This is a genomic window from Mesorhizobium sp. M1182 (genome assembly GCF_040318335.1).
GTDB lineage: Bacteria > Pseudomonadota > Alphaproteobacteria > Rhizobiales > Rhizobiaceae > Mesorhizobium.
The window spans coordinates 62,688-88,176 of the sequence record NZ_JAMYMD010000017.1; the positions used below are offsets into that span (position 1 = coordinate 62,688).

At 62.7% G+C, this 25,489-nt stretch carries 28 protein-coding genes and 1 pseudogene; 11 read left to right on the plus strand and 18 right to left on the minus strand.

Annotated elements, in window-relative coordinates:
- Positions 1-4: 4 nt before the first annotated feature.
- Positions 5-1,249: a hypothetical protein gene (locus tag NKH33_RS20050; protein ID WP_352921139.1), complete on the minus strand. Its 1,245-nt coding sequence runs from the start codon at positions 1,247-1,249 to the stop codon at positions 5-7.
- A gap of 141 nt (positions 1,250-1,390) precedes the next feature.
- Between NKH33_RS20050 and NKH33_RS20055 the strand changes: the two genes are divergently transcribed.
- Entirely contained in the window at positions 1,391-2,431 is a 1,041-nt protein-coding gene (locus NKH33_RS20055) for a CapA family protein (protein ID WP_352921141.1), read from the plus strand.
- 72 nt (positions 2,432-2,503) lie between these two features.
- Entirely contained in the window at positions 2,504-3,475 is a 972-nt protein-coding gene (locus NKH33_RS20060) for a DUF3137 domain-containing protein (RefSeq protein WP_352921143.1), read from the plus strand.
- Positions 3,476-3,490: 15 nt separating this feature from the next.
- Here NKH33_RS20060 and NKH33_RS20065 read toward each other — a convergent pair whose 3' ends face one another.
- Positions 3,491-3,985: a YegJ family protein gene (locus NKH33_RS20065; protein ID WP_352469768.1), complete on the minus strand. Its 495-nt coding sequence runs from the start codon at positions 3,983-3,985 to the stop codon at positions 3,491-3,493.
- Positions 3,986-4,103: 118 nt separating this feature from the next.
- Here NKH33_RS20065 and NKH33_RS20070 point away from each other — a divergent pair, with 118 nt between their 5' ends.
- A complete protein-coding gene (locus NKH33_RS20070; RefSeq protein WP_352921145.1) occupies positions 4,104-5,726 on the plus strand; it encodes an FAD-binding oxidoreductase in 1,623 nt (540 codons plus the stop codon).
- A gap of 8 nt (positions 5,727-5,734) precedes the next feature.
- Here NKH33_RS20070 and NKH33_RS20075 read toward each other — a convergent pair whose 3' ends face one another.
- The 3 genes from NKH33_RS20075 to NKH33_RS20085 form a co-directional block, all read right to left on the minus strand.
- Complete coding sequence (locus NKH33_RS20075) at positions 5,735-6,250, minus strand: hypothetical protein (protein ID WP_352921147.1); 516 nt, start codon at positions 6,248-6,250, stop codon at positions 5,735-5,737.
- 160 nt (positions 6,251-6,410) lie between these two features.
- The gene (locus NKH33_RS20080) at positions 6,411-7,541 is read right to left on the minus strand and encodes a hypothetical protein (protein ID WP_352921149.1); all 1,131 of its coding nucleotides are present in this window, start codon (positions 7,539-7,541) and stop codon (positions 6,411-6,413) included.
- A gap of 6 nt (positions 7,542-7,547) precedes the next feature.
- Complete coding sequence (locus NKH33_RS20085; protein WP_023719157.1) at positions 7,548-7,982, minus strand: DUF4383 domain-containing protein; 435 nt, start codon at positions 7,980-7,982, stop codon at positions 7,548-7,550.
- A gap of 737 nt (positions 7,983-8,719) precedes the next feature.
- On the opposite strand from NKH33_RS20085, the gene NKH33_RS20090 reads away from it, so the two are divergent.
- Positions 8,720-9,658 carry a diacylglycerol/lipid kinase family protein gene (locus NKH33_RS20090; RefSeq protein WP_352683501.1) on the plus strand — a complete coding sequence of 313 codons (939 nt, stop codon included), beginning with the start codon at positions 8,720-8,722 and terminating at the stop codon, positions 9,656-9,658.
- 92 nt (positions 9,659-9,750) lie between these two features.
- Here NKH33_RS20090 and NKH33_RS20095 read toward each other — a convergent pair whose 3' ends face one another.
- From NKH33_RS20095 to NKH33_RS20120, 6 genes are all read right to left on the minus strand, one after another.
- Entirely contained in the window at positions 9,751-10,674 is a 924-nt protein-coding gene (locus NKH33_RS20095; RefSeq protein ID WP_352921151.1) for an NAD(P)-dependent oxidoreductase, read from the minus strand.
- Positions 10,671-11,882 carry a mandelate racemase/muconate lactonizing enzyme family protein gene (locus NKH33_RS20100; RefSeq protein WP_352816082.1) on the minus strand — a complete coding sequence of 404 codons (1,212 nt, stop codon included), beginning with the start codon at positions 11,880-11,882 and terminating at the stop codon, positions 10,671-10,673. The genes NKH33_RS20095 and NKH33_RS20100 overlap by 4 nt, the downstream gene beginning before the upstream one ends.
- Entirely contained in the window at positions 11,879-13,495 is a 1,617-nt protein-coding gene (locus tag NKH33_RS20105) for a GMC family oxidoreductase (protein ID WP_352921154.1), read from the minus strand. Before NKH33_RS20105 ends, NKH33_RS20100 begins: the two co-directional genes overlap by 4 nt.
- Before the next feature lie 148 nt (positions 13,496-13,643).
- Positions 13,644-14,300, minus strand: a complete 657-nt coding sequence (locus NKH33_RS20110; RefSeq protein WP_352921156.1) for a hypothetical protein — start codon at positions 14,298-14,300, stop codon at positions 13,644-13,646.
- On the minus strand, positions 14,281-14,853 hold the full coding sequence (locus tag NKH33_RS20115; protein ID WP_198023584.1) for a GNAT family N-acetyltransferase: 573 nt from the start codon (positions 14,851-14,853) through the stop codon (positions 14,281-14,283). Before NKH33_RS20115 ends, NKH33_RS20110 begins: the two co-directional genes overlap by 20 nt.
- A 127-nt stretch (positions 14,854-14,980) precedes the next feature.
- The gene (locus NKH33_RS20120) at positions 14,981-15,772 is read right to left on the minus strand and encodes an alpha/beta fold hydrolase (protein WP_023678383.1); all 792 of its coding nucleotides are present in this window, start codon (positions 15,770-15,772) and stop codon (positions 14,981-14,983) included.
- A 107-nt stretch (positions 15,773-15,879) separates the two neighbouring features.
- Here NKH33_RS20120 and NKH33_RS20125 point away from each other — a divergent pair.
- The 4 genes and pseudogenes from NKH33_RS20125 to NKH33_RS20140 all read left to right on the plus strand — a co-directional run bounded on the left by NKH33_RS20125 (position 15,880) and on the right by NKH33_RS20140 (position 18,063).
- Positions 15,880-16,807, plus strand: a pseudogene (locus NKH33_RS20125) (LysR family transcriptional regulator).
- Between the two features lie 119 nt (positions 16,808-16,926).
- Positions 16,927-17,145: a hypothetical protein gene (locus tag NKH33_RS20130; protein WP_352921158.1), complete on the plus strand. Its 219-nt coding sequence runs from the start codon at positions 16,927-16,929 to the stop codon at positions 17,143-17,145.
- A gap of 58 nt (positions 17,146-17,203) precedes the next feature.
- Positions 17,204-17,599, plus strand: coding sequence for an acyl-CoA thioesterase (locus NKH33_RS20135; RefSeq protein ID WP_023678380.1), 396 nt, complete (start codon positions 17,204-17,206; stop codon positions 17,597-17,599).
- Between the two features lie 143 nt (positions 17,600-17,742).
- Positions 17,743-18,063: a hypothetical protein gene (locus NKH33_RS20140; RefSeq protein ID WP_352921160.1), complete on the plus strand. Its 321-nt coding sequence runs from the start codon at positions 17,743-17,745 to the stop codon at positions 18,061-18,063.
- Positions 18,064-18,113: 50 nt separating this feature from the next.
- On the opposite strand, the gene NKH33_RS20145 is transcribed toward NKH33_RS20140, so the two are convergent.
- On the minus strand, positions 18,114-18,482 hold the full coding sequence (locus tag NKH33_RS20145) for a winged helix-turn-helix transcriptional regulator (RefSeq protein ID WP_023678378.1): 369 nt from the start codon (positions 18,480-18,482) through the stop codon (positions 18,114-18,116).
- Positions 18,483-18,573: 91 nt separating this feature from the next.
- On the opposite strand from NKH33_RS20145, the gene NKH33_RS20150 reads away from it, so the two are divergent.
- Positions 18,574-19,179, plus strand: coding sequence for an NADPH-dependent FMN reductase (locus tag NKH33_RS20150; protein ID WP_023678377.1), 606 nt, complete (start codon positions 18,574-18,576; stop codon positions 19,177-19,179).
- A 74-nt stretch (positions 19,180-19,253) separates the two neighbouring features.
- Here NKH33_RS20150 and NKH33_RS20155 read toward each other — a convergent pair whose 3' ends face one another.
- The gene (locus NKH33_RS20155; protein ID WP_023678376.1) at positions 19,254-19,646 is read right to left on the minus strand and encodes a winged helix-turn-helix transcriptional regulator; all 393 of its coding nucleotides are present in this window, start codon (positions 19,644-19,646) and stop codon (positions 19,254-19,256) included.
- Positions 19,647-19,744: 98 nt separating this feature from the next.
- Between NKH33_RS20155 and NKH33_RS20160 the strand changes: the two genes are divergently transcribed.
- Entirely contained in the window at positions 19,745-20,725 is a 981-nt protein-coding gene (locus NKH33_RS20160) for a quinone oxidoreductase family protein (RefSeq protein ID WP_352921162.1), read from the plus strand.
- 41 nt (positions 20,726-20,766) lie between these two features.
- Here the strand turns inward: NKH33_RS20160 and NKH33_RS20165 are convergent, their stop codons facing one another.
- The 5 genes from NKH33_RS20165 to NKH33_RS20185 form a co-directional block, all read right to left on the minus strand.
- Positions 20,767-21,081 carry an HAD family acid phosphatase gene (locus tag NKH33_RS20165; protein WP_352921164.1) on the minus strand — a complete coding sequence of 105 codons (315 nt, stop codon included), beginning with the start codon at positions 21,079-21,081 and terminating at the stop codon, positions 20,767-20,769.
- Between the two features lie 1,114 nt (positions 21,082-22,195).
- The gene (locus NKH33_RS20170) at positions 22,196-22,630 is read right to left on the minus strand and encodes an FKBP-type peptidyl-prolyl cis-trans isomerase (RefSeq protein ID WP_352450461.1); all 435 of its coding nucleotides are present in this window, start codon (positions 22,628-22,630) and stop codon (positions 22,196-22,198) included.
- Positions 22,631-22,864: 234 nt separating this feature from the next.
- Entirely contained in the window at positions 22,865-23,590 is a 726-nt protein-coding gene (locus NKH33_RS20175; RefSeq protein WP_352586823.1) for an SDR family oxidoreductase, read from the minus strand.
- A gap of 34 nt (positions 23,591-23,624) precedes the next feature.
- Positions 23,625-24,110, minus strand: a complete 486-nt coding sequence (locus tag NKH33_RS20180) for a VOC family protein (RefSeq protein WP_352450460.1) — start codon at positions 24,108-24,110, stop codon at positions 23,625-23,627.
- A gap of 72 nt (positions 24,111-24,182) precedes the next feature.
- Positions 24,183-24,368, minus strand: a complete 186-nt coding sequence (locus tag NKH33_RS20185; RefSeq protein ID WP_352567970.1) for a DUF1127 domain-containing protein — start codon at positions 24,366-24,368, stop codon at positions 24,183-24,185.
- 207 nt (positions 24,369-24,575) lie between these two features.
- Between NKH33_RS20185 and gcvA the strand changes: the two genes are divergently transcribed.
- Positions 24,576-25,469 carry a transcriptional regulator GcvA gene (gene gcvA / locus NKH33_RS20190; protein WP_352819945.1) on the plus strand — a complete coding sequence of 298 codons (894 nt, stop codon included), beginning with the start codon at positions 24,576-24,578 and terminating at the stop codon, positions 25,467-25,469.
- The last annotated feature ends 20 nt before the right edge of the window (positions 25,470-25,489 follow it).

The window sequence follows — 25,489 nt, forward strand, 5'->3', positions numbered from 1 at the left end:
CCGCTCAATTAAACCAAAGCGCGAACGTCAGAAACCCGGCGCCGCCGAACTGGCGCTGGATCTGGTTGAACTCCTCGCTGGTGAGAGTCTTGCCGCGCTCAAGATAGGGCGCGATGGCCGGGCCGGTGATCGACAGCACCAGGTCGAAGGTTTTTGGCTCATCAAAGAAGCGCTTCATGTTGATGCCTTTGTCGGCGATGCGGAAATGCGGCAGCAAGGTGCGGCCTTCCAGAAGATCCTCGGCCATATCAAGGGCGGCGAGCCAGGCCTGTACCTGCTGCTCACCAACTTCGAGACCGGTCAGCGGGCTGGTGCCTTTCTGCTGCGGCCCGGGCAGCCATTCGCGGTCATTGTCGGTTTCGGCGCGGATGGCTTTCCAGTCCTCGCGCGACAGCCGGATCATTTCCATGAGATGGCGGCGTGCCGCTTGCCGGCGCTCAGGCTCGACCACTTGCCAGTTAATGAGATGCACCAGGGAGATAAAGTCGGCTAGTCGCCATTCGGACGTCAGGATGCCGCCATTCGTGCCACCGTCTAGCGGCACGAGCGTATCCTGCAGCGGCAGTTTTGCGCGCGGGAACAGCATGTGGAAGGAGCCGTCGAACGTGTTTCTGAAATCATGCGCCAGCCAGAAGTCGGCCTGCGCCATCAGGAACTCGGCATAGCCCTGCAGCCAATAACCGTCGGCGCGGTCGAAGCGGAAGGTGAGGGCGGGTGCGGCCGCGTCTGGCGCACCACCGCCGCGTGACAGAGACGCCATGATCGCGGCGGCGCTCTCGTCCGGCGCGATCGTGCCGTCCTCGTTGAGGTCGATGCCGAGGCGGGTGAGGTCGATGACCATGCCGATGTCGGCGTCGGGGGGTACCGAACCGAGCGTGGCTGCGGATTTCTCCAGCCGGTCGCGGAAGGCGACGAGAATGGCGCGGAATTGTTCGTAGGTCAGCGGCTCGGGATTGGCATTGTCCGGCACCGGCAGCCGCATCAGCGGCAGCATGAAGGATTGCGGGCTGTCGAAACCGTGGCGGTGCAGGCCGCCGGCCAGGATCTCCAGCGCGGTGAAGAATTCGCCGGCGCCGGCGGCTGCCGGATCGCCTGGCACGGCGGCTTCCAGAGCGGCAAGAGCGCTGTCGCGTTCGGCTACGATTTTTGCCTCGAACAGGGCCGCCGCTTCGGGAGCCGCGGCGCTGGGTGAAGCCAGCGGCAGGAGAAGAATGATGGCGCACGCCACCAGCCTGGAAAAACGCGTCATCGTGATCGCCCCTTTGTCGCTCCGCAGTGGATCATACACGCATTTGGTTCGCTGCGCCTGTGGCCTGCGGTTCACCCACAACAGTCGACGCTTCAATCAATCCGGCGGACGGTCTACACAAGGCAAACGATTGGGCGTCGCGTGTCGAACTATCCGCTTTCCTACAAACTGTCGTGGCTGCCGCGTTTTCTCCGGCCTTCGCTCAATGGCGACGCGCGCGGCTTTGCTCCGGCGGCCGCAGCCCTGCTCGAACCACTGCCGGCGCGGACGGTGCGGCTGGCTTTCGTCGGCGATATCTCGGCGGTGGCCAATCGCCGCGCGCCAGACTGCGATCCGGCGATCGCGGCACTGCTTGCCTCGGCCGATCTGGTGGTCGGCAATTGCGAAAGCCCGGTGGTGGAGCGGCCGAGCGCTGTTTGGGGCACCAGGCTCGGCACGCACCACGCGATGAGCGAGCGGTTCCTTGCCGAGGCGCTGGCCGCCGCCGGCATTTCGCGTGAAAAACTGGTGCTGTCGCTGGCCAACAACCATGTGCTCGACCAGGGTATTGCCGGCTTCGACGAGACCGTCGCCGCGCTGGAGCAATTAGGCATCCGCACGATCGGCAGTGCGGCTCCGGTCGAGCGGTTTGCGGTTGGTTCGCTGACCATAGGCCTTGCCGCCTTTACCTTGTGGCGCAATACCGACGAGGCTCAGTTGGCGGGCCGAGTCTCGATGCAAGCCGATCCGACGCAATGGCCGCACGCTGCCGCTTCGGGTGTCGACCTCCTCTGCGCGGTGCCGCATTGGGATTGGGAATTCCGGCATTTTCCACGTGCGAAGACGCGGGCAATGGCGCGACTTCTGGCCGAACATGGCGTCGGCCTGATCGCCGGGCATCATGCCCATGTCGTGCAGCCGATCGAGCGGATCGGCAAGACGCTCGTCGCCTATGGGCTCGGCGATTTCATCGGCACCGCCTTCGCGCGCCAGCCATGGCCCGGCCGCATCGGCGCCATTCTCGTCGTCGACATCAGCGACGATCCCGGCACGCGCGGGGCCATCGCCGCCTACCGGCTGCATGCCTTCATGCGGCTGCGCGCCGGCGATCACGAGCGGCTGATGCCGGTTGAAACGCTGGCGGGAAAATCCAGGCAAATGGTTCTGGCCCGCCTCGATGCGATCTTCGGTGCCGGGCGCTGACAGCTGCGCTGACGCGGTCCACCAAACCGGCTATCATGCCCAACGCGGGCGGGCTTGTGGGGCGGGTGGGTGATGGAAACTGCGGATTTCATGCCGAGCGAAGCGGTGATCGCCGGCCTCAGGAAGGACATCGAGGCCTACGAGGCGCAAAGGGCTTCGGCCTATCGCCGGACGCACTGGCGGGTGCCACTTTTCATCGGATCGGTGGTTGTCTTCGTGGCGCTGGTGGCCTGGCTCTTCAACGGGGTTGCCGACCCCAACGAGCAGTGGTTCTCGACCCCGCATGTGTTCCTCTATATCGGCGGGTTCCTGGCGGCGATCCTGCTCTATCTCCACGCGATCAGGCCGGCGCGCAAATTGCAGCAGACGTTCCGCAACAGTTTGCTGCCGATCGTCTTCGGCTTCATCCAGGACGTGCGCTATCAGCATGGCGTAACGCCGAACTCCTTCGATCGGCTGCCGCGCGAGACGATTGGCGTGTTCAACCGTTCGTATTTCGAGGACGTCGTCTCCGGTCGGTATGAAGGCTTTGCGTTCGAGCTCTATGAGGTGACGCTGCTGGAGAGGAACGGCAAGACCACATCTCAGGCGTTCAAGGGCGTCATTATCGCGTTCGACACCATTGCGCCGTTCCCGGGAATCTTGGTGGCGGCGCGCCGTGCCAATATGGTGGTAGGTTTCTTCCGAGGCATGTTCGGCAGCAAGACGGAACAACTGTCATGCGGCGTACCCGAACTCGACGCCGCCTACGAGTTCCACACCGACAACATCGAAGCGGCGCGGCCGCTGGTGACCGGCCGGCTGGCGCAGGCGCTCGAATGGCTTGGCGAAACATGGCCGAAGGAACCGGCACGCGTCGCGCTCAACGGCAGCGACGGCTTTCTGCTGCTTCCGCAGACGAAGAACTTCTTCGAACTGCCGGACATCTCTGTGCCGCTCGACTATGCCAAGCATGTTGCGCCGATGATCGCCGACATGGCCACGATCCTGGCGACCGCGGCACTGGTCCGCAAGATCGGCGTGAAGGATGTAGAAGCCGGTTGAACTAGAATTCAGCCGTCAGCAATCGAAGCCATAGTTCTGGCGATAATAGTCGGCGTCTTCCTTCGACATTTTTTTGAAGAGAACGCAGACAGTGAAACTTCCCACCCGGCGGCCGTTCTTCATGTAGCCCCAGTCGGAAATATCGTCCCGGCTGAATTCGATCTCCTGGCCTGCCACGACGTTGTGCACGGTCTGCGGCTCGTTGTCCAAGGTTCCTGCAAATCCGGCCGCCGTCCGGTGGAAGGGAAAGACCCAGAAATGTTCAGTGGCGTCCCCGTCCCTGACCACGACTTTCAATTGGAAGTCGGCCGTTCCGGATGGCGGTGCGTCGGCCAATACCAGGAAGTCGTCGAGACTGGCACGCGCCTGCTCGATAGCGGCCGCCATCTCCGGATCGTCGCCAGCTACGCTGACGACCTTGTCGTCGCCTTGACCAGGAGTCTGCGCGTCGGCTGATGCCGGAGCAAACGCAAGCAACAGGGCAAGCGCGATACGGGCTGCAAGCTTCATGATGCGACTGCTTTCGACATTTTCGCCAGACAAACCGTATCATCGTTCGCCGAACGTCTGATTGGCAACTGGTTTTTGTCTCCATCAGGCGCTATTCCTGGGCCAGTGGGGTGGGGTTATGGTCGAAGAACGCAAGGGGTTTCGCCTGTCGCGGCGGCTGCTGCTGGGTACAACCGTGGTCGGCGGCGCGATGCTCTGGGGCGGCACGACCGTGGCGCGGCTGGCGCGCGGTCCGTCGGGGCAGAAGAATTCCGGGCGCATCGCCGACATTGACGGCATCGACCTGGCGCAGAAGCCGCTGGAGGGCCCGCCAGCCTACGATCCGGCGCTGCCATGGCTGACCAAAGGCGGCAACATCAACGATGCCAGCGGCCTGTCGATGACACCGGTCTACGGCGTTATCGAAGTCAGCAAGGAAGACCACATCGCGAGCGCGCTGGCCTTTGCCCGCGCCAATAGCCTGAAGGTCTCGGTCGCGGCGGTGCGCCATTCGATGGGCGGCCACGCCTTCGACGACAACGCGCTGGTCCTCGACATGCGTAAATTCAACAAGGTCAGTATCGACCCGGCTGCAAAGACGATGACCTTGCAGCCGGGCGCGCGCTGGCACGACATCCAGAACCTTTTGCACCCGCGCTTCGCGGTGAAGGCGATGCAGTCGACCGACATCTTTTCGGTCGGCGGATCGCTGTCGGTCAACGCGCATGGCATGGACCACCAGGCCGGCTCGGTCGCCGGTTCGATCCGATCGATGCGGGTGATGCTGGCGGACGGTTCGGTGACGACCTGCTCACCGGCCGAAAATACCGAGCTGTTCCGCCACGTCATCGGCGGCTACGGCCTGTTCGGCGTGGTGCTGGAGGCGACACTCGACATCGTCGACAACGCCGTCTACCGGACCTCGCGCGAGATCATCAAATCGGACGATTTCCCGACGTTCTTCGCCGAGGTTCTGGAGCCAAACAGGGCGATCGGTCTGTTTTATGGGCATCTGTCGACTGCGCCGGGCAATTTCCTCGAGGATATGATCGTCTACCGCTATGATAAGGTCGCCGACCAGCCGCCGGCCGACCAGCCGGCAATCGGTGAACCGGGTTCGGTCGGGCTCAAGCGGGTGATCATCAACCTGGCGAAATGGGGCAGCCTGTTCCAGGAGCTGAAATGGTTCACCGAAAAGACGCTGGAGCCGCAATTCGAGAGCTGCACGGTGGCGCGGACGACGGCAATGGGCGAGGGCGAGGCCTGCCTGGTCACGCGCAACCATCCGATGCACGATTCAGTGCCCTATCTGTTCAACGATCTGCTCGATGAGACCGACATCCTGCACGAGTATTTCATCCCGCGGGCGGCCTATAACCCGTTCATCGCGGAAGCGCGCGAGATCCTGCGCAACCAGACCCTGCCGGTGCTCAACGCGTCGGTACGCATCGTCCACAAGGAGGATGTAGCGCTGAATTATGCGCCGGAGCCGGCCTATTCGCTGGTGCTCTACATCAATCAGCCGACAAACGCTGACGGCAATGCCAGGATGCGGGCGCTGACAAGGGCGCTGATCGACGTGACGATCAAGCATGGCGGGCGTTTTTTCCTGCCCTACCAGCTCCACTACACAGGCAAGGAGCTGCTTGCCTCCTATCCGGAACTGCCGTCCTTCCTGGCGAAGAAGCTGCAATACGATCCGGGCGAGCTGTTTTCGTCGATTTTTTATCGCGCCGTCAAGGCACTGATCGGCGCGGCCTGAAGCGGCGGCTACAGACCGTCAGGCAGCTTCGCCGCCAGCCAGTTCGCCGAACGCCTGGCGATGCCGATCGTTGCCGATGCGGCGCGGCCGAGATCGGTCTTGACCACGGCGTAGCCGGCCTTCGTGCGGTAGAGCACGGCGCGGCCGCCATCGACCGCCGCTTCATAGGCGACCGGCCGGACGGCTTCCGTTTCCGTCGCCGTGGCCTGCGTTCCGACCGCAGCACTGGGCCGATGGCTCAGTTCCGGTGGCAGCGGGTCTGTCGCGGCCGTACTGGCCGTCGTCAATTCAGGCTCGGAAGCGGTCGCAGCGAGCTGCGATGACGAAGACGAGTTCTGTGTCCGGCAGATGCCGGAGACCAGCGGATAGTCGAAATTGCGCTTGTGCAGCATCTGGCTTTTCATCGCCGCTTCGCATTCGGCGATGGTCGACCATTTGGCGGGCGTCTCGCCGATATATTCGCAAAGCCTGGCGTCGCAATCGCAGCCGACGATGGTCATGGCGACAAGGGCGGTCTTGATCACGGTCGTGTCCCTCCGAGTTGCCTGGCACATGTGCGCAAGACAACGTGTCTACGGCATCATCAATCGTTGCGGAACAAGGCGGGATTTGGCCGCGATTGTGGAATGAGCGTGACGGAGCATCACGCAACGTCCTGCCGAGGCCGGCTGTGACCGAAAGGCCTCAGTAATCGTAGACATGCTCGAGCCTGGCGCCCGCCGTCATCAGCGCCGGCAGCACGATGTGCAGCTTGCGCACGGCGACGGTCAGGCCGGTGCGGCGCGTCGAAGGTTGCGCCGGAAGCGGGTAGCTGAACAAGGTGCGTGCGCCTTCGGGAACATTGATCTCGTCATTGGAAAGCATGGTGACCATGATCTCGTCATTGCCGCCGATCTCGACGAAGGAGACGCCCTTGGCGATCAGGCGCGGGATCATGTCGGTGAACACCTGATAGCGTCTGGTGACGAAGATCGCGCTGTCGGCGCCGAGATCGCGCTCCAGCAAGGTGTCGGGTTCGTTGCGCGTCACCTCGCCGACCGGACCCTTGGCCCAGACATGAATATCGAGCAAGGCGGGATCGGTGGTGGCGGCGAGCGCCGACTTGATCAGATCGGCATAGCCCTGCTTGACCGTGTCGGCGAGGCCGAAGGCGAGCTTGCGTTCGCTGGTGCGGACGGCGCTGTCGTCCGCTGCCGGCTGGACGGCAAACAGGCCGGCACGCTTTTCGGCATAGGGAAACTGGTACCACGGCACCTGATCGAGAAAACCGGCGTAGTCGGCCGCCACCTTGGCCTGGTAGATGTCGACGGCGGTGCGCTTGCCGGCTGTCGCTTCGGTGACGCGGCCGATCGTATTTTCATAGGCCCACTGGATGGCGTGCTCGATCGTGTGGCTGGTGCCGATGATCACCAGCATCTGGTGGTTGTCGAGGTTGAACTTGTAGGTAGAACTGGCGCGGATGACCATCGCATAGTCCTGCCAGAAGCGGCCGATATAGGAGAGATAGGGAAAACCGCTCGGCTGGTTCTTGTCGACGAAGCCGGCATATTCGCGGGCGGCGTAGACGATGGCCCATTCCGGATAGGTAAGAAAGGTCGATTCCTCCGGCCGCTGGTAGCCGGGGATCTCGGCACGGATCTTGTCGGCCAGCGCCTTTGGCGGGGCACCCTCGGCGACGCCCGGCAATGGCGTTGTGTCCAGCGACGGCGTCGTGAGAAAGCCGTAGGCCAGCCCGGCGATCGGGATCAACACGACAATGACGACGAGCCAGAGGATCGCCTTGATGATGCGCTTCAGCCAGCGGAACAGGAACATGGCCGGTCAGGCCGTGGCGAAATGGTCGTACACACGTTTCGACAGCCAGAACCCGACGTAGACGGCGAAGCCGCCGATGACGATGTGCGGCAGGTTGGCGAAGAAGCGGGCCGGGAATTCGATGTCGTTCAGGGAGCGGAAGCCGTTGATGAAGATGCCGCCATCGAGGCAGCCGGAACCGGTGACCAGGCCGAGCACGCCGTCGAACAGATAGACCGAGCCGAACAGCTTGAAATAGAACACCGCCTGGCGGTGCGAGATGAAGGCGGCGGCCAGCGCCCAGACGCCGGAGAAGGCGTGCAGCAAATCGTCGTACCATTGCAGCGAGAACAGGCCGAACAGATTGCCGCCGGCGTCGTTGAAAGCCGGCACATAGCCGATGGCAACAACGCCGAAGAACAGGAAAGCATAGGCAACAGCAAGCTTCTGGATGAGCGTCATGAAATGTCCCCCTGCCGTCAGCCCCTTTAAACGGCCCCCGACGACAAATGGATAGTAGCTGATTTTGGCGCAGCGTGAAGCGTCGCCGGCAAAATCGTCAGGCGGGGCCACAAAGACAGTCGGCGCCGGGATTTCTCCCAGCGCCTCCCTGTCAGATCAGGACACGGTCGCGGCAGCAACTCCCGAAAGATGTCGCGCCATGCCGGCCTTGATTTTGACGGTCCTGCCAGTCGCCACCCGAGGGCAGCGTCCGTTCCGGACCACGCCGGTCTCCACTCTTGCGAGCTTTGCCCAGCGCGCCATCGAAGGTTTTTGCCGTCCTTCATGGCAGCATCGGTCCGCCGTCGGCGTTCGCACGCTTTCCGCGGCCCCGTAGGTCTCGGCGTCCATCCCTCCAACAAGCAAGCCTGTTCTCGTTCAGGGCCGTACGGGCCTCAGGAAATCCGCCGTTCCGCTTTGCCTTTCGGCGTGGCGATCGGTAGCCGCCTGAGATGGGTTTTAACGTACGTCGGATAAGCGTTTGGCGGAACTGCCGCATGCCTGTGGATAGCGGGATTATCGGGGACTGACCCTGCCAAAATAGCGACTTTCCGATCTCTGCCGCCGCCGGTCGGGATTTGCCGCCTCGATGCCGAAGCCGCATTGTCGGGTAATCGACCCTTGCCCCGCAGGCCGGCGCGGGCTTCAATGCCGGCAAATGATTGGAAGGCGTGTTCGATGGCCTTGGGGAGGCAGGCTTGAAGGTCGCGGTGGTTCTCAATCCGATCGCCGGCGGCGGCAGGCTCAAGCGGCATTGGCCCGAGGTTGCGGCTTCGCTGAAAAGACATTTCGGTGATTTCGAGCTGCGTGAAACGCAGGCCGAGGGGGATGCCGAACGGCTGGCGCTCGACCTTGCCGCCATCGGCTTCGAGCTGGTGATCGCGGCCGGCGGCGACGGCACCGCCAGCGAAGTCGCCGACGGGCTGCTGAAGGCTTTCCGGGAAAGCGGCCGGACGGCCGAACTCGGGCTGCTGCCTTGCGGCACCGGCATCGACTTTGCCCGCGGGCTCGGCCTGTCGAACAATGTCGATCTGACGCTGAAGCGGATTGCCGAGGCCAAGCCGCGCAAGGTCGATGCCGGCTGCATCAGCTATGTCGACGACCATGGCGCACTGGCCAGCCGCCATTTCATCAACATCGCCAGCCTCGGGCTTTCCGGCGCTACCGACCGTGCCGTCAACGCCGACAGGCGCAAGGGCAAGGTTTCGGCCAAGGCACTGTTCTACTGGCGCACGGTCTGGGAATTCCTCCGCTACCGCTTCCAGGAGGTTGCGATCACCATCGACGACGGTGCCCCGGTTGAGGCGCGCATGGCATTGGTGGCGGTGGCCAACGGCAAATTCTTCGGCGGCGGCATGATGATCGCGCCCGACGCCGAGCTTAACGACGGCGAGTTCGACATCGTCATCCTGCGCGCCGCCGGCAAGCTGAAGCTGATCTGGGACATCCGCCTGCTCTATGGCGGGCGGCACCGCAACCATCCTGCGATCACCATCCTGCGCGGCAAGAAAGTGGTTGTCGAGCCGCTCGGCGATCTGCAAAAGAACGCCGCGCTGATCGACATAGACGGCGAATCGCCGGGTCGCATACCAGCGACTTTCGAGATCCTGCCCGGCGCATTGACGCTGAGATATTGAATCAAGCTGTTAAGTCTTTGATTCAGTTGACTGCGGCTCTGGTTCCGGCGATCTCTCCAATCGACTGAAATCGATTGATAATCCGGCCAATATCAACTTGCGAGTTTAGCCGGGAAACCGGGTGCGCGCAGGTCGGTGCCGACGGCATCCTCGAGCAGTTTCACGATCATCGTCGACCAGGCGCTGCCGCCATAGGCCTGCTTGCCTTGCCTGAAGATTGCGTCGACGCGCGAGGCAAGCTCGAGCGGAACGCCGAATTTTTCACCCATGCCGAGGGCGAAGCCGAGATCCTTCAACGCCAGGTCCATGGTGAAGCCGATGTCGTAGGAGCCGTTCAGCACCAGCTGGCTTTCGGTCTCATGGACGAAGCTGTTGCCGGAGGAGGCGACGATGGCGTGATAGGACTGGGCAAGGTCGAGCCCGCCCTTTTTGGCCAGCATCAGCGCTTCGCCGGCGGCGACCAGATGGATGAAGGCCAGCATGTTGGTGATGACCTTGATCACCGCCGCCGAGCCGACCGGACCCATCAGGAACGAGCGCGCGCACATCGCCTCGACGGCAGGGCGGTGGCGCGCATAAAGCGCTGTGTCGCCGCCGACCAGCGCGGTGATCTGTCCGACGGCTGCCAGATGCACGCCGCCGGTGACCGGGCATTCGAGCGTCTCGACGCCTCTTGCCGAGGCGAGGGATGCAAGGCGCAAGATCTCGTCTTGGCCATTGGTCGACATCTCGATCCAACTGCCGCCTGCGGGCAGGCCTTCGAGCAATCCGCCGGGGCCGGCCAGCACCGCCTCGCTGACTTTTGGCGAGGGCAGGCAGGTGATGGCATTGCCGGCGCGGCCAGCGGCATCAGCCGGGCTGTTGGCGGCATCGGCACCAAGCATCACCAGCCGCTCGACGGCCGCCTGGTCGAGGTCGAATACGGTGACGGCAAAGCCGTTGTGGATCAGGTTGGCGGCGAACTGGCCGCCGAGATGGCCAAGACCGACGAAGGCATAGCTCTGACGCGCGCTCACGGCATCAACGGCGTCTGCAGCATCTGCAAATGCAGGTCCTTGCCGGTCCAGGGATGCGCCTCGCAGACGGCTTCGTCGAGTTCGACACCGAGGCCTGGCTCCTTCGACGGGATGACGTTGCCGTCCAGCCATTCGATCTTCTTCTTGAGCAGCTTCGCGTGAAAACCGTCCCACTGTTTCAGCGATTCCAGAATGAGGAAATTGGGCAGCGTCACCGCAAGCTGGATGTTGGCGGCGCCGACGATCGGTCCGCAGTAGCAGTGCGGCGCGACCTGGATGTGGTAGGCTTCGGCCATGGCGGCGATCTTTTTGGTTTCGAGAATGCCGCCGGAGCGGCCAAGGTCGGGCTGAAGAATGGTCGCCGCACGGTTCTCGATGACGCGGGCGAACTCAAATTTGGTTGTTAGCCGCTCGCCGGTGGCAATCGGGATCGAGGTCGCGCGGGCGACCTGCGCCATCACCTCGGGCATGTCGGGCGGCACCGGCTCCTCGAACCACAGCGGATCATAGGGCTCGATGGCGCGGGCGAGGCGCAGCGCGCCCGATGCGGTGAACTGGCCGTGCGTACCGAACAGGATGTCGGCCCTGGTGCCGACCGCCTCGCGGATCGCCTTGACCATGCGGGCGGAGAGGTCGATGTCGACGAGGCGCGGCTGGTGGCCGTCGAAGGCGGTGTAGGGGCCGGCTGGGTCAAGCTTGACCGCATTGAAACCCTGCTCGACATATTCGAGCGCGCAGGCGGCGGCCAGATCTGGGTCGTTGTAGACGTTCTTGCCGCGGGCGTCCTCCGAATGGACGCTGCCGCTGTGCGGGTAGAGGTAGGTATAGGAACGCAGCGTTTCGTGTACCTGGCCGCCAAGCAGCTTGTAGACCGGCTTGCCGGCCTCCTTGCCGATAATGTCCCAGCAGGCGATTTCCAGCGCCGAGAAACAGCCCATGCCCGACACGTCGGGCCTCTGGGTGAAGCCGGATGAATAGGCGCGGCGGAAGAAGGTCTCGATATCGTGCGGGTCGCGGCCGATCAGATAACGCTCGGCCATGTCCTCGACCATTTTCGCCGTGACATGGGCCGAGAAGGTGGCGTTGTAGGCCTCGCCATAGCCGACGACGCCGCCATCGGTAGTGAGCTTGACGAAGATGAAATACTTGCCGCCGATGCCGGGCGGCGGATTGCCGACCACCCAGGTCTTGACGTCGGTGATTTTCATTTCTGATCCTCCAGAACCAGTTCGGCGCCCTTCCATCCGGTCATGATCGCGGCGGCGTTGGTGTTGCCGGTTATGTTGTCGGGAAAGATCGAGGCATCGATGACGCGCAACGCCTGGATGCCGTGTACCTTGAGGCGCGGATCGACGACGGCGTGCGCCGCGTCCGGCCCCATGCGGCAGGTCGAGACCGGGTGATAGACGGTGCCCGAGCGCTTCCTGAAATCCTGAATGAGATCCGCGTCGGAGGTGATCGAGGGACCGGGCAAAACCTCTTCCTCGATGATCTCGGCCATCGCCGGCATCGAGGCGATCTTCCTGACGAATTTCACCGCCGCCAGCATTTCAGCGACGTCCGCCTCGGTCGAAAAGGCATTGGCGACGATTTTGGGATAATCGCGCGGATTGGCGGAACGGATCATGATTTCGCCGCGGCTCGACGGACGGCAATTGGACAGCCCGATGGAAAAGCCCGGCCATGGATCGGGCGTCAGGATCGGGCGTTCGCCGCTCTTCGGAATGACGGTTGAAAACGCCTGGAAATAGAGCTGCATGTTGGGCCGTGCCGTGGCCGGATCGGTGCGAAAGAAGCCGCCGGCATTGTTCATCGACAGCGACAGCGGGCCTGAGCGCAAAAACACGTATTGCATGCCGACCAGCAGCTTGCCCCACCACGGGCGCAGGATCTGGTTGAGCGTCGGCAGCCTGCCCTTGAACGTGTAGTTGATGCCGACATGGTCCTGCAGGTTTGCCCCGACATTCTCGTTGGCGTGAACGACGGGAATGCCGAGCGCGCCAAGAAGCGCCGACGGGCCGACACCGGAAAGCTGGAGAAGTTGAGGCGAATTGACCGAACCGCCCGACAGGATGATCTCGCGGCCGGCGCGGGCGGTTTTCGTCGCGCCATTCTGGAGATATTCGATGCCGACGGCGCGTTTGCCCTCGAACAGGATTTTTGTCGCTAGGGCGTTGATCTCGACGCGGACGTTTTTGCGCTTCATCGCCGGGCGCAGGAAGGCGCGCGCCGCCGACATGCGGCGGCCGTTCCTGGTGGTGATCTGGTAGACGCCGGCGCCTTCCTGCGAGGCGCCGTTGAAATCCGGGTTGAGCGGCAGGCCGGCTTGGTTGGCGGCGGCGAGATAGCGCTTGGTGAGCGGATGGACGGAGGTCGAGCAGTCGGTGACATGCAGCGGCCCGCCGACGCCGCGCCATTGGTCGGCGCCGGCCTGATTATCCTCCAGCGCCTTGAAGGCGGGCAGCAGGTCATCGAAGCCCCAGCCGGGATTGCCGGCCGCTGCCCAAGCGTCGAAATCCTCACGCGCGCCCCTGATCCAGACCATGGCGTTGATCGAACTCGAGCCGCCGAGCAGCTTGCCGCGCGGCCAGTGGTCGGCATTGCCGGCCAGGCCGGGATCCGGCTCGGCCTTGTAGTTCCAGTTGACCGCCGGGTCGAAGAAGGTCTTGCCGTAGCCGAGCGGCATCTGCACGTAGAAGCGACGGTCGCTGCCGCCGGCCTCGAGCACCAGCACCGAGAAGCGGCCGGAAGCCGACAATCTTTCGGCCAGGACCGAGCCGGCCGAACCGGAGCCGACGATGATGAAATCATAGGTCTGCATGGTGGATACGGCTGGCTCCGGAATTCAGCTCTAGCCTAGACTTGAGCGCGGCGCGGCGTCGCCGGGTCTTCCGGCATCCGATGTGAAAAAAGCGACTGGCAACTTCGTTTGAATTTCGACTTTCAGCGCCAAGAAGATTGATGAAGACCTAACTTGCCCACGCATCGAGTTGATTGAGGACAGCAATGGCTGGATAGGATTTCCGGTTGGGATAAGCACGCCTGTAATAGGCATTCCAATAGCTTGTGGCCTTGCTGCGCATTGCACGCATTACGTCTCGGTTCTGTCGGACAAAACTGGCATAGGCTGAAGCGTCCAGATCAGGTACTGCGGCGTAGATGTCTTCGGCGATTTCGACGACATATTCGCCCAACAGCAGAACGACGAAGGCGATGCTCCAACTTTCGTTCAGCGACAGGATCACCTTGGCTGATTTCTGCCGCAAAAAGCCATCTGTCGATCGTGTCAGCAGGCAATGCGACGGAAATGAAAAGCCAAGGTGATGCTCTCGCACGCTTGGCAGAAAATGTAACCGATAAGGAATATAGATGACCGCTCCATCAGAAATGAGATGTCGGGACGTCGTTCGGTAAGTGTCGTCGACAAAGGGCGTCAGCTCCTCCTCTGCCATGGTGGTCAACATGCTGAATGGGAAAGCTGACTTCGCAGCGCCCGAGAACGGCTTGCGTCGTGTGAACCAATCCACGTTGTGCCTCTGACCAAAAGTTGAAAACGATCCGGCTTCATTTCGAAGTGCCTGAGCTTCCTCGCAAGCGATCCAAGCACTACAGGCGATGATCGGCAATCTGCTTGAAATCATAGCGCATGATCGGGCGGGCCGGCGTTCTGCGAGCGACGACCCTGAACCCGGCGCGCGCGAAGGTGGAGGCATATCCGCTGCCGGAAGCACTCGGCGATACGTCGGCCTCGAAAGGATAGGCTTCGAGTGCCGGAGCATTTGCGCGCCTTGCGACTTCCAGTGCTTCCGCAATCAGCTGGAATGTTACGCCCCGCCTGCGGTATCGTTTTCGCACGTAGAGGCAGGACAGGGACCAGACCGGCCTGTCGTCCACGCGCTTGAGCTGCCATAGCCGATCGAGCCAGGGCAGGGCATCTCGCAGCGTCACCCGGCACCAGCCGACAGCCGTATCGCCGTCGAAAGCGAGCAAACCCGGAGGCGGACCATGCTGGACGGCCTGCCGGAACGCTGCCTTGTTTTCCTCGCCGGGCCGCTTTCGATAAGAACTGCCGATCCGTCCGTACATACACCAACAGCGACTGCAGACGGCGCTGTCACCGAACAGGTCCTCGAGCGCCGGCCACAGATCGGGCGTTAATGGGCGAAAGCCAAGTTCCATGTCAGCCGTCATCCGCTATTGATATTGCCCAGTCTAGCCTGCACTGCGCGCTAGCGCATCATAGGTTGCGGTCCATGCGGGGATGTTCAAACCGGGGTTTCACTCAGCGTCCCTGTCGTGCTCCATCTCAGCGCAGAAAACCAAGCACGGCCTCCATGAACTCGGTGGGGTACTCGACATTCGACAAGTGGACCGCGGGCAGGACAACCAGTTTCGCGCCGGGCACCATCGCCGCGATCAACTCGCTATGGCTGGCGGCTGTCACAGTGTCGTGCCGGCCGGCGATCACCAACGTTGGCCTGGAAATCAGCGCTACGGTTCGGCGAAGGTCCGCATCGCGAACCGCCGCGAACAGACCAGCCAAGCCTTGCCGGTCGATGGCCAGCAGCATGGCGCGAAATTCTTCGATGACGGGCTCGTTGGCCGCCAGCATACGCGCAGGAAACCAGTTGCCCAGGAACATCTCGGCGGTTTCGGACATATCCGGCGCCTGCAGCACGGCGGCAATCCGCTCGTCAAACTGCTTTGCCGGTCCGAGGTAGGATGAGGTGTTGCTCAGGATCAAGCGCTCGATCCGCTCGGGCGCGTGGATGCCGAGCCACTGCCCGACGAAGCCGCCCAACGACAGACCGAGGAAGTGTACGCGTTCAATGCCCAGGGTGTCGAGCAACTCGATCACGTCGCGGCCAAGCCGGTCGAGCGAATAAGCGCCGGCCGGAACGCTCGACCCTCCGTGGCCGCGAAAATCATAGCGCAGAACACGGAAATGGTTCGACAGCTCGCCGACCTGCATGTCCCACATCCGCAGCGTGGTGGCGATGGAATTCGACAGCATCAGCACGGGTTTCCCGGCGTCGCCGTCGATGCGGTAGGCGATGCGTGTGCCATCGCCGACGGTCACGAAATCCAGCTCATTCATGGGTGAATACACCTTCCTTCTTGGAGCGTTGAATGTGGCAAAGCCTAGCTGCGGCACGCTTTTGAAGATATTACAAACATAGGACTATCTCTGTAATAGAAGCCGACATGGCCGAATTCACCCTGCACGACCTGCAATGCTTCGATGCCGTGGTCCGCTGCGGCGGCTTTCAGCCTGCGGCGGCCATGCTGCATCGTTCGCACCCGGCTGTGTTCGCAGCCGTTGCAAAGCTGGAGCGGCAACTCGACCTCGTTCTTTTGGATCGCAGCGGCTATCGCGTGCGCCCCACCGAGGCAGGGCTGTCGTTCCATCGCAGGGCACAATCGCTGCTGCGCGAGCTCGAGGGCTTGCGGCTTCATGCTGCTCAGCTGTCAATGGGCGAAGAAAGCGAGATCCATGTGGTGATCGGCGACCTTTGCCCGCGCCCCGCAGGCATTGGGCATGCTCGGACGGTTCTTCGCCCAGTGTCCGGGCACACGCCTGCACCTGCATTTCGAGGCGGTGGGCGGCCCGTGGGAGCGCCTCTTCGATGACGAAGCCGATTTGATCCTGCACTGGATCGACAAGAGCGATCCGCGGGTGGAATGGATCGATCTGTGCAAGGTGCCCTTCGTCCCAGTAGTGGCGTCGGGCTTTCTACCGGAGCGGATCAAGCACCCCATCACGCCGGATCAGATGCACGCGTTCACCCAATGTGTCATGCGCGACACGGCCCGCCATTCACCGCAACAAGACTACTTCATGATCGAGGGTGCGCCGCAATGCATGGTGGCCGACCAGGGGATGAAGAAGGAAATCATCCTGCAGGGCCTCGCGTGGGGCCACATGCCCCGCTTCCTGATCGAGGAAGAGCTGCGCGACGGACGCCTGCAATCCGTTGCCGGCCGTCATCTGCCAGGCCGCACCGAGGAGTTGGTGGTGGCGCGCCGCCGCGACCGGCCGCACGGGCCGATCTCGAACCGTCTGTGGGATCATATCGAGCAAGAGGCGCCGACGTTGCGTCGAGCGCTCGAACGTCGGACACCTGTCCAGTAGGCGGCCAAGCCGGGGCTCAGCGAGGCCGTTCGGAGGCCAACCACCTGCTGCTCTTCACTGACGTAATCCACGCCTCCGCGCTGCAATTTGCGCATCCGGAATGGGCAATCGCCTTCGACGTGGACCAGAAGGCCGCAATCGTCACACGCAAGAAGGTGCTCGACATGGTGTCGGCGGATGGCCTGCTCGTCGCAGGCATGCACCTGCGCTTTCCAGGCATCGGTCATGTTATCCGCGAGGGCAACGCCTATGCCTACGTCCCGCTTCGCACAGCATCTTTTCAACACTGTCGACCGATAGCCGAACTTCAGGCCGCGACCTGTCCAGTGGCGCGTTGACCTGTCCGTGCCATGACGATACGGGATCGGGACAATCGGCTTCGAGAGGATTGGCCAAATGGTGCATTACGCGGACGGGCGGCCGATCGGCGATCTGACGCTCAGGACGCTGGCCATGCCTTCCGACGCCAATGCGGCAGGCGACATTTTTGGCGGCTGGGTGATGGCGCAGATGGATCTCGCCTGCGGCATCCGCGCCGCCGAGCGCGCCAAGGGCCGCGTGGTGACGGCGGCGGTGAAGGAAATGTCCTTCGCCAAGCCGATGAAGATCGGCGACACGCTGTGCATCTATACGCATGTCGAACGCGTCGGCCGCACCTCGATGACGCTCAAGGTCGAGGCCTGGGCGCAGCGCTATCTCTCCGACCTGATGGAGAAGGTCACCCATGCCGACTTCGTCATGGTGGCGCTGGACGGCGAAGGCAAGCCGAAGGCGGTTCCGGCCGAAGGCTGACCCGGCCTGATTCCAGAAGACGGATTTAAACAGCCGTCTCTCCCGCGCGGGGGATGCGGACAGCGATCCCGCGGGGTCTTTGGCTAACGGGTTCCCGCATGCGCGCCTGCAGCGCGACCGACGGGATCTTGGGAGGAAACACAATGCGTCAACACATGCTGAACGCTGCCCTGGCGAGTGGCTTTGCAGCCTTGCTCTGCCTGTCGTCCGCAAGCGCTTTTGCCGAGGTCAAAAAAGGCGATCCAGGCGCCACCTGCACGTCGGAAAACCGCACCATCAACGGGCAGGCGGCCAAGTGCGAGATCTGCTCGGCGACGAAATGCGACACCAGCGGCACGACGGTGAGCAATTGCCGCAAGGAGACGACCACGACCTGCACGATTGGCGGCAGGGTGGTCAGTCCCAACCCGAAACGGAACCGGATCGAGAAGCTGCCGAAGACCAAGATGCAGTTACAGCAGTAGCGCTCATCCGGAGGCTCCCGGGCAGGTTCAAACCCTTGCAGCACAAGGGTTCAGCTGTGCATGGCGTCGAACTTCTCGCGCGCCGCCTTGACGCGCTCGGTGTTCTTGCGTGCCCATTCGCCGAGCGCATCGACCGGCACCAGCAGTTCGTAGCCAAGATCGGTCAATTCGTAGTCGACCCGCGGCGGGATGGTCGGGAACACGGTGCGCGTAACGAAGCCGTCGCGCTCGAGCCCGCGCAAGGTCGTGGTCAGCATCTTTTGCGAAATGCCGCCGACCGCGCTGCGCAACTCGTTGAAACGCAGCGGCCCGTTGCCAAGCTTGCCGACTACGAGCACCGTCCATTTGTCGCCGACGCGCTGCAGGATTTCCGAGATGGCGCGGCAGTCCTCGGTGCGGTGCGGGTGCCTTGGTAACAAAAAAGTGCCTCCTTGCACATTGAACGGCCAGTTACTCATATAGCTCAGGTATCTAAACGATACCAGTATTCCCGTAAGGAGAGCCCCCTCTATGTCAAAACCCAAAATCGCCATCATCATTGGTTCAACCCGCGCGGCCCGCTTTGCCGACGTCCCGACCCAATGGATTGCCAAGATAGCCAAGTCGCACGCCGACATCGACGTCGAAGTCGTCGACCTGCGCGATTTCCCGCTGCCGTTCTTCGATGAGGTCGCATCCTCCGCCTGGGTGCCGTCGCAGAACGAAGTGGCGCAGCGCTGGCAAAAGAAGGTCGCCGGATTCGACGGCTTCATCTTCACCGCCGCCGAATACAATCATGGCCCGACGGCCGTGCTGAAGAACGCCATCGACTACGCCGCCAACGAGTGGAACAAGAAGCCGGCCGGCTTCGTCGGCTATGGCAGCGTCGGTGGCGCGCGCGCGGTCGAGCAGCTGAGGCTGCATGCGGTCGAGTTGCAGATGGCGCCGGTGAAGTCCGCCGTACACATCGCCTGGGCCGATTTCCTTGCCGTCAAGCAAGGCGACAAGAAGCTCGATGAGTTCGAGCACCTCAACCAGGCGGCAACCGCGCTGGTCAACGACATTGCATGGTGGGCCAGGGTGCTGAAGACGGCGCGTCAGGCCGATGCCGTCGCCGAGGAAGTCAAGGCGGCCTGAGCACAGGTTCGAGCAGTCCTCCCAAGGATTAATTCTCCCAAGCATTGGGGCGGCGCATGCGCCGCCCTTTTTGTTCATACGGCATGGGCGTCCTGCGCTTGCCGTGGTCTGATGATGCAATCGGCAAGGCGGTCCATCTCATTCAGCTCGTCGGCGTGATGCTGGCCCCACTGGCAAAGTGCCAGCAGGATCGGCTCGAGGCTGAGGCCGAGCCGCGTCGCCGAATATTCGACGCGCGAAGGTATCTCGGCAAAGATCTCGCGGCGGACGAGGCCGTGCTCTTCCATTTCGCGAAGTTGCTGGATCAGCACTTTCTGGGTGATATCGGGCATCAGCGCCTGCAGCGCCGACAGCCGCCGGGGGCCGTCGAAGAGATGGTACAGGATGACCGCCTTCCAGCGGCCTGAAATCACTTTCAGCGCGCGCTCCGCCGGCAGCGTCGGCAGTCTCTTGATCAGCTTGGCCATGGTCACCTCCCGGTCAGCAGCGGACAAATCGGTGTGTAGTCGAAGCCAGGCAGATAGTGGCAAACAGCGGCCGATGCCAACAGCGATCGGTGCATGCGATGAGAGCCATTCAACTGAGCCGCTTCGGCGGGCCCGACGTTCTCGACATAGTCGCGGTGCCGAAGCCTGAGCCGCAAGCCGGCGAAGTCTTGGTCCGCGTTCATGCGGCCGGGGTGAATTTCTTCGAAGTGCTGATGCGCGCGGATCGCTATGCGGTGACGCCGCAACTGCCGATGATCCCTGGCGTCGAGGCCGCCGGGATCGTGGAGGCGCTTGGCCAGGGGGCGGACGCTTCCTTGCTCGGCACGCGCGTCGCCGCGCCGTTGTTCGCCTCGAGCCGCCCGTTTGGCGGCTATGCCGAGTATGTGACGATCGACGCAAGCCTGACCGTGCCCTTGCCGGATTCGCTCTCGTTCGAAAACGCGACGGCATTGATGGTGCAAGGACTGACGGCATTGTATCTATCGCGGCAAAGCCCGCCGGCCGGCAGATCGGTGCTGGTCGCCGCTGCCGCGGGCGGCGTCGGTTCGTTGCTCGTCCAGCTTGCCAAGCGCGCCGGCGCGAGCCGTGTCATCGCGGCAGCCGGCAGCAAGGCCAAGCTCGACCTTGCTTTGTCGCTGGGAGCCGATGCTGCCGTCGACTACAGCAACACGGATTGGCCGGTGCACGTCCGGGCAGCCACAGACGGCGCCGGCGTCGACATCATCTACGACATTGTCGGCGGCCCGCTGACGGCGGTTGCGCTGGAGGCTCTGGCACCTCGCGGAGAGTTGGTGTTTGCAGCACTTGGCAGATACGCGCTCGGCGCCCCGGAGATGGAGGCGATGATCGGCCGCAACCAGTCGCTGAAGGGTTTTGCCCTGCTGCCGTTGCTGTCTACGGACGGGCTCCGTGACGGCCTTTTGGAGCTTTTCGGTCTGGCCGCTGGTGGTCAGCTTGTGGTGACCAAAGGTGGCCGCTTCCCGCTCGACCAGGCCAGCCAGGCGCATCGCCTGCTGGAGGAGCGCAGCGCGACCGGCAAGGTCGTCTTGATACCTTAGTAGGTGCTCCGCAAGGATCCGGGGTTGTGCCGTACAGGCCGTCAGCGAACCCGGTAGAACGGATTTGGCAGCAGGAACAGCTTCTCCGCATGCCCCCCGAACAGGTCGGATGGCTGGTCACCGACATTGGCAATTATCGTGTAGCCGGCCTTTTCGATTTCGGCCCTTATGGGTGCCTTGAAATCTGCGGCGGAGCCGTATTTGGCCCCAGGCTGGACCATGTAAAGGTGCTCGTAGCCGGCATAGCCGGCCGACTGCAGGTTCTGTTCGGTTGCCTGACGCTGGTCCTCCGGACGTCCGGTGATGAAGAACACCGCGACTTTCGCCGTTCGCGCCTGCCGGAAAACCTCCAGCACGGCGTCGATGGCCGGATCCTTCGCAAGCTGATCCCAGGCGGCCCAGCCACAGGGACCATCGATTGCGATGTCCAGGCGCCGCCGATCGGGCGGCCGAAATTGTCACGTGTGATCACTTCCCAGTTGGCCAAAGCCGTCTCGTCGATATCGAGCACCAGTGCGGGGCGAGGCACCTCCATTGCGCGCTTGATGACCCAGTCGCCTGCCTGCTTCGCCACAGCGGCAAGGTCGCGGTCATAGTCGCCGGAATCATGATAATTGGCAGCCGCCAGCATCGCATCGCCGACATTGGCTGGCTGGGACGGGCTTGTGAGAAGGAGCGAGTCGGAACGTGCCGGCGCAGGAACATTTGTGCCAATCATCAGCACGATTGCCCCGGCACGCGCAATTCTATTCCAACCAATCGCCCGCATCACGAGACTTTGCTGTCACGAGAAGTCGGCTGTCAAGCGAGGTCTTCCAAAGGTAGTGTCTCAGTTTGAAATTTGAAATATGCGAAAGCGCCTATCCCGGTTTGCTCGCCTAGGCGAAACCGCCTATGTGCTCAGCGGAAAGCATGGAAGGCACCCAATGTCAGATCCGATTCAGTTGCTACCATTCGCCTTGTTGACAGTCCTCACAGCAATCCCCGCGTGGGTGCTGTTTGGGCGACTAAGAATGTCTCGGGCGTGGGTGCTTCTCTCTGTGGTCCCGTTGGGAATGATAATCATTCTCTGGGTCGTCGCGTATAAGCGCTGGCCAATTCAGGAGGCAGCAATTGCCCACCGGACCTAAAGGCCAGAAGCGCCCCGCCGATGTGATCGGCAACGCCGTCCGCGTCATGCGCATGCAAGACTCCTGCGAGGAAGTCGTGCTTCGGTGGCCAGGCACGCCGCCACCGCCTGACTACGATGGACCGTCGTCTTAATTTCAAACTGAGACACTACCCTTCCACAGGTCCTCGAGACCGCGACCTGAATTGGACATTCCAGATGCCGAATGTCTCTATGGGTTGCTGCACGCTACACGATTTCCGCCGTCGCGGTCTTTGCCTCCAAACAGGTGACGCACCGCCGGAACCGCCGGTCGAAATGCGTCACCCGAAAATCATGGCCGTCACGCGCTTTGCCGTGCCCTACGCCGCCTGAACGATCTCGACCAGTTCAACGTCGAACACGAGATCGCGCCCGGCCAACGGATGATTGCCGTCGAGCTTGACGCTGGTGTCGTCCACGCCGACGACTGTTACCGGCATCGGGCGCCCTTCCGGGGTTCTGACCTGCAGTCGAGCGCCGATATCGACATTGATGTTGTCTGGTACGCGGGCGCGGTCGACGGTCATGACCGCTTCGGGGCGGTGGGGGCCATAGGCGGCGTCGGCGGGAATGGTGACGGTGCTTTTCGCGCCCACCTCCATACCCTCGACATGGGTTTCGAGACCGGCGATCACTTGTCCTTCACCCAACGTGAATTGCAGCGGTTCGTTGCCGGAAGAATCGAACTGAGTGCCGTCAGCCAGGCGGCCATTGTAATTGATGCGCACGGTGTCGCCATTCTTGGCCTGTGTCATGATAGCCATCCTTTGAAAGTTTCGAGGGGCCGGCCAGAGCTCACGGTCCCGTCCTCGATCATCCACACACTTAGGTGCGCGGCGCGAAACGCTAAAACTAGGGACCTGGCTGCCGATGTAAACCCCGATTGCGCGACGCCGGCATGACCCGCCGGCGTTCGTCGCCTTCGGCAGCAGTGCACCGGTCTAGCAGTCATGCCGGCTCAGCCCATCCAGGCGGCGTGCAAATGGCGGCTAGATCAGGTTATGGCCGCCATCGATGCGGATCGTCTCGCCGGTCGTGAAGTCGCTTTCCATGAGGTAGAGGTAGGCGGCGGCGACGTCCGCAGCGGTCGGAATTTTTCTCGATGGCAACCGGGCAGCCATGTCGGCAAAGAAGCTGGATTTGGCTTCTCCAACAATGTCCCACATCGGTGTATCGACCCATCCGGGCGACACGACATTGACGCGCGTCGGGGCCAGTTCGAGCGCCAGAGCGCGGGCGAAGTAGCTGAATGAACCGGCAATCGCGGAGACGACCGAGCCTCCCGGCACCGGCGGCCGATCCTTATTTATTCCCGAGGTGAAGGTCATCGAGCCGCCGGCTTTCAGGGTGCGCACAGCATGCTTGGAGAGCATGACAGCGCCAATCAGCTTGTTATCGACGAAGCCTCGCACAGCCTCCATGTCGGTACTGCCGATCGGATCGCCGGGCGGCAGTGTTCCGGCGGTCGATACGAGGTGATCGAAGGGACCGACCTCGTCGAACAGGCGAGCGACGTCCGCTTCGTCGGTCATGTCGGCGACCACGCTGGTCACGCGGCCCGCATTGAGCGTCCGTTCGGCAGCCAGCAGTTTCTCGGGCGAGCGTCCGACGATCACGACCTTCGCTCCGCCGTTGAGAGCAGCTTCCGCGACGCCGAGACCGATGCCGGAACTACCGCCGACGACGATGACTTTCCTGTCCACGAGCGATGTCATGAGGGTTCTCCGTTCGTTGCGATTGCGGTGAGGGTCAGGCCTTGCCGGCATAGGCGGCTTCGAGGTCGGCGATGATGATCTTGCGCATCCCGTACATCGCCTGCCGGACGCGGTTGGCCTTTTCGCGATCCGGATCGGCACTGAGCCGCGGCAGGATTTCCGGGATGACCTGCCAGTAGACGCCGTATCTGTCGGTGAGCCAGCCGCAGGGTTGTGCCTTGCCGCCGCCGGCGGTGAGCGCCTCATAGTAGTAGTCGGTCTCGGCCTGGTCCCTGGTCTCGATGTAAAGCGAGAGCCGCTCGTTGAAGGGCGGCTGCGGCCCGGCATTGAGCGCAGTAAGGTGCAGTCCTTCGAGCTCGAAATCGAAGGTGGCATGCGGGACCGTCTTGTTGGTTCCGGACACCCAGTCGGTGTATTCGATGGTCTGGAGCGCTTTGCTGTTCTTGAAGACCGAGAGATAGAAATCGCGGGCTTGCTCCGCGTCGGTGTTGAACCAGAGGAATGGGTGGATGGTGGCCATGTCCGTTCTCCATTAATTCCTTGCGACAGCGATCTTTGGCGAAGAGCCTGTCCGCTGTTGCTTTCGTTCAGGCTAGCGGTGGTCCGACGGCCGATAGACCGAACCGTCCCAGTCGCGGGCAAACCCGAGGTCTTCGAGCCGGCGGGTCGAGAAGCGTGCAATCTGCCGCCCGGTCCGGCGCCGGCTGCTCGAGGCGAGAATGCGGCCGGCCATGCCGGTCAGGACGTCGACGATGGGTTCAACTCGTTTGGCGTTCATGGTGCTCTCCCAGAGTGGCGGCAGTTTTGGTTTCAGCAGTTGCCCCGCGACTTTCGTCAGCGAGAGTATCAGTCACATCAAACTCGCCTTTTGCAGCGGCGGTGAATGACTGATTACGCGAGCAAACATGCCGGCTTCTGGCCTGGACGACAAACGACTTATCGGCGACAATCTGTGAGCATCACTCACACGTACAGGTATCGATCCATGCCCCGGAAGCTGCCTCCCCTCACCACCTTGCCAAGTTTCGAGGCCGCGGCGCGCCTGTTGAGTTTCTCCAAGGCGGCAGAGGAACTTCATGTCACCCACGGTGCGATCAGCCGGGCGATCAAGAATCTTGAGGATCAGCTCGGTGTGCAGCTGTTCGAGCGCGGTACGCGTTCGGTGAGTCTGACAGCCGTTGGCGAGCCCTATGCGCGGGCGGTGCGCGAGGCGCTCGCCCAGTTGGCCACCGCCACCGCGGCAGCAACAGCCCGCTATTCGAGCTCGACATTGAACGTCAGCACCTCCGATGGCTTCGCGGGCAGATGGCTGGTGCCGCGCCTCTATCGCTTTCACCGTGCGCATGGCGACGTCGATGTGCGGGTTTCGACAAGCGGGAAGCTGACCAACTTCCTCGGCGACGGCATCGATGTCGCCGTCCGTTATGGCAACGGAAACTATCCGGGGCTCACGTCAGAGTTCCTCACCGGCGAGGAGGTGTTTCCAGTGTGCAGCCCAAAGCTTCTTGAGGGTGCACATCCGCTCCGCACGCCTGAGGACCTCAAACACCACACGCTGATCCGTGACAGCTTTCCGATCGACTGGGCGACCTGGCTGGCAAGCGCCGGGGTCGAGGGCGTGGACCCGCAGAGCGGGATTACCTTCGACTCTGCCACCTTTGCCATGGAGTCGGCCGCACAAGGCGAGGGCGTGGTGCTCGGCCGGACCATGCTCGTTGCGGCCGACCTTGCCGCCGGGCGGCTCGTCCGCCCCTTCGGCCACGCCCTGAAATCCCCCTCCAGCTTCTATTTCGTCTACCCGCCGGAGGCGATCCGTCAGCGCAAAGTCAAGGCTTTCAGGGATTGGCTGCTCTCAGAAGTCACGCCGCAAATGGACTGACGGGAAGGCCGGACCGGGTG

What these genes read in the sequence shown, in the direction of transcription:
- NKH33_RS20050 (WP_352921139.1), bottom strand. Translation starts at nt 1,249, where the DNA reads ATGACGCGTTTTTCCAGGCTGGTGGCGTGCGCCATCATTCTTCTCCTG.
- NKH33_RS20060 (WP_352921143.1), top strand. Translation starts at nt 2,504, where the DNA reads ATGGAAACTGCGGATTTCATGCCGAGCGAAGCGGTGATCGCCGGCCTC.
- NKH33_RS20065 (WP_352469768.1), bottom strand. Translation starts at nt 3,985, where the DNA reads ATGAAGCTTGCAGCCCGTATCGCGCTTGCCCTGTTGCTTGCGTTTGCT.
- NKH33_RS20070 (WP_352921145.1), top strand. Translation starts at nt 4,104, where the DNA reads ATGGTCGAAGAACGCAAGGGGTTTCGCCTGTCGCGGCGGCTGCTGCTG.
- NKH33_RS20080 (WP_352921149.1), bottom strand. Translation starts at nt 7,541, where the DNA reads ATGTTCCTGTTCCGCTGGCTGAAGCGCATCATCAAGGCGATCCTCTGG.
- NKH33_RS20085 (WP_023719157.1), bottom strand. Translation starts at nt 7,982, where the DNA reads ATGACGCTCATCCAGAAGCTTGCTGTTGCCTATGCTTTCCTGTTCTTC.
- NKH33_RS20100 (WP_352816082.1), bottom strand. Translation starts at nt 11,882, where the DNA reads ATGAAAATCACCGACGTCAAGACCTGGGTGGTCGGCAATCCGCCGCCC.
- NKH33_RS20105 (WP_352921154.1), bottom strand. Translation starts at nt 13,495, where the DNA reads ATGCAGACCTATGATTTCATCATCGTCGGCTCCGGTTCGGCCGGCTCG.
- NKH33_RS20115 (WP_198023584.1), bottom strand. Translation starts at nt 14,853, where the DNA reads ATGGAACTTGGCTTTCGCCCATTAACGCCCGATCTGTGGCCGGCGCTC.
- NKH33_RS20120 (WP_023678383.1), bottom strand. Translation starts at nt 15,772, where the DNA reads ATGAATGAGCTGGATTTCGTGACCGTCGGCGATGGCACACGCATCGCC.
- NKH33_RS20135 (WP_023678380.1), top strand. Translation starts at nt 17,204, where the DNA reads ATGGTGCATTACGCGGACGGGCGGCCGATCGGCGATCTGACGCTCAGG.
- NKH33_RS20140 (WP_352921160.1), top strand. Translation starts at nt 17,743, where the DNA reads ATGCGTCAACACATGCTGAACGCTGCCCTGGCGAGTGGCTTTGCAGCC.
- NKH33_RS20150 (WP_023678377.1), top strand. Translation starts at nt 18,574, where the DNA reads ATGTCAAAACCCAAAATCGCCATCATCATTGGTTCAACCCGCGCGGCC.
- NKH33_RS20155 (WP_023678376.1), bottom strand. Translation starts at nt 19,646, where the DNA reads ATGGCCAAGCTGATCAAGAGACTGCCGACGCTGCCGGCGGAGCGCGCG.
- NKH33_RS20160 (WP_352921162.1), top strand. Translation starts at nt 19,745, where the DNA reads ATGAGAGCCATTCAACTGAGCCGCTTCGGCGGGCCCGACGTTCTCGAC.
- NKH33_RS20170 (WP_352450461.1), bottom strand. Translation starts at nt 22,630, where the DNA reads ATGACACAGGCCAAGAATGGCGACACCGTGCGCATCAATTACAATGGC.
- NKH33_RS20175 (WP_352586823.1), bottom strand. Translation starts at nt 23,590, where the DNA reads ATGACATCGCTCGTGGACAGGAAAGTCATCGTCGTCGGCGGTAGTTCC.
- NKH33_RS20180 (WP_352450460.1), bottom strand. Translation starts at nt 24,110, where the DNA reads ATGGCCACCATCCACCCATTCCTCTGGTTCAACACCGACGCGGAGCAA.
- NKH33_RS20185 (WP_352567970.1), bottom strand. Translation starts at nt 24,368, where the DNA reads ATGAACGCCAAACGAGTTGAACCCATCGTCGACGTCCTGACCGGCATG.
- gcvA (WP_352819945.1), top strand. Translation starts at nt 24,576, where the DNA reads ATGCCCCGGAAGCTGCCTCCCCTCACCACCTTGCCAAGTTTCGAGGCC.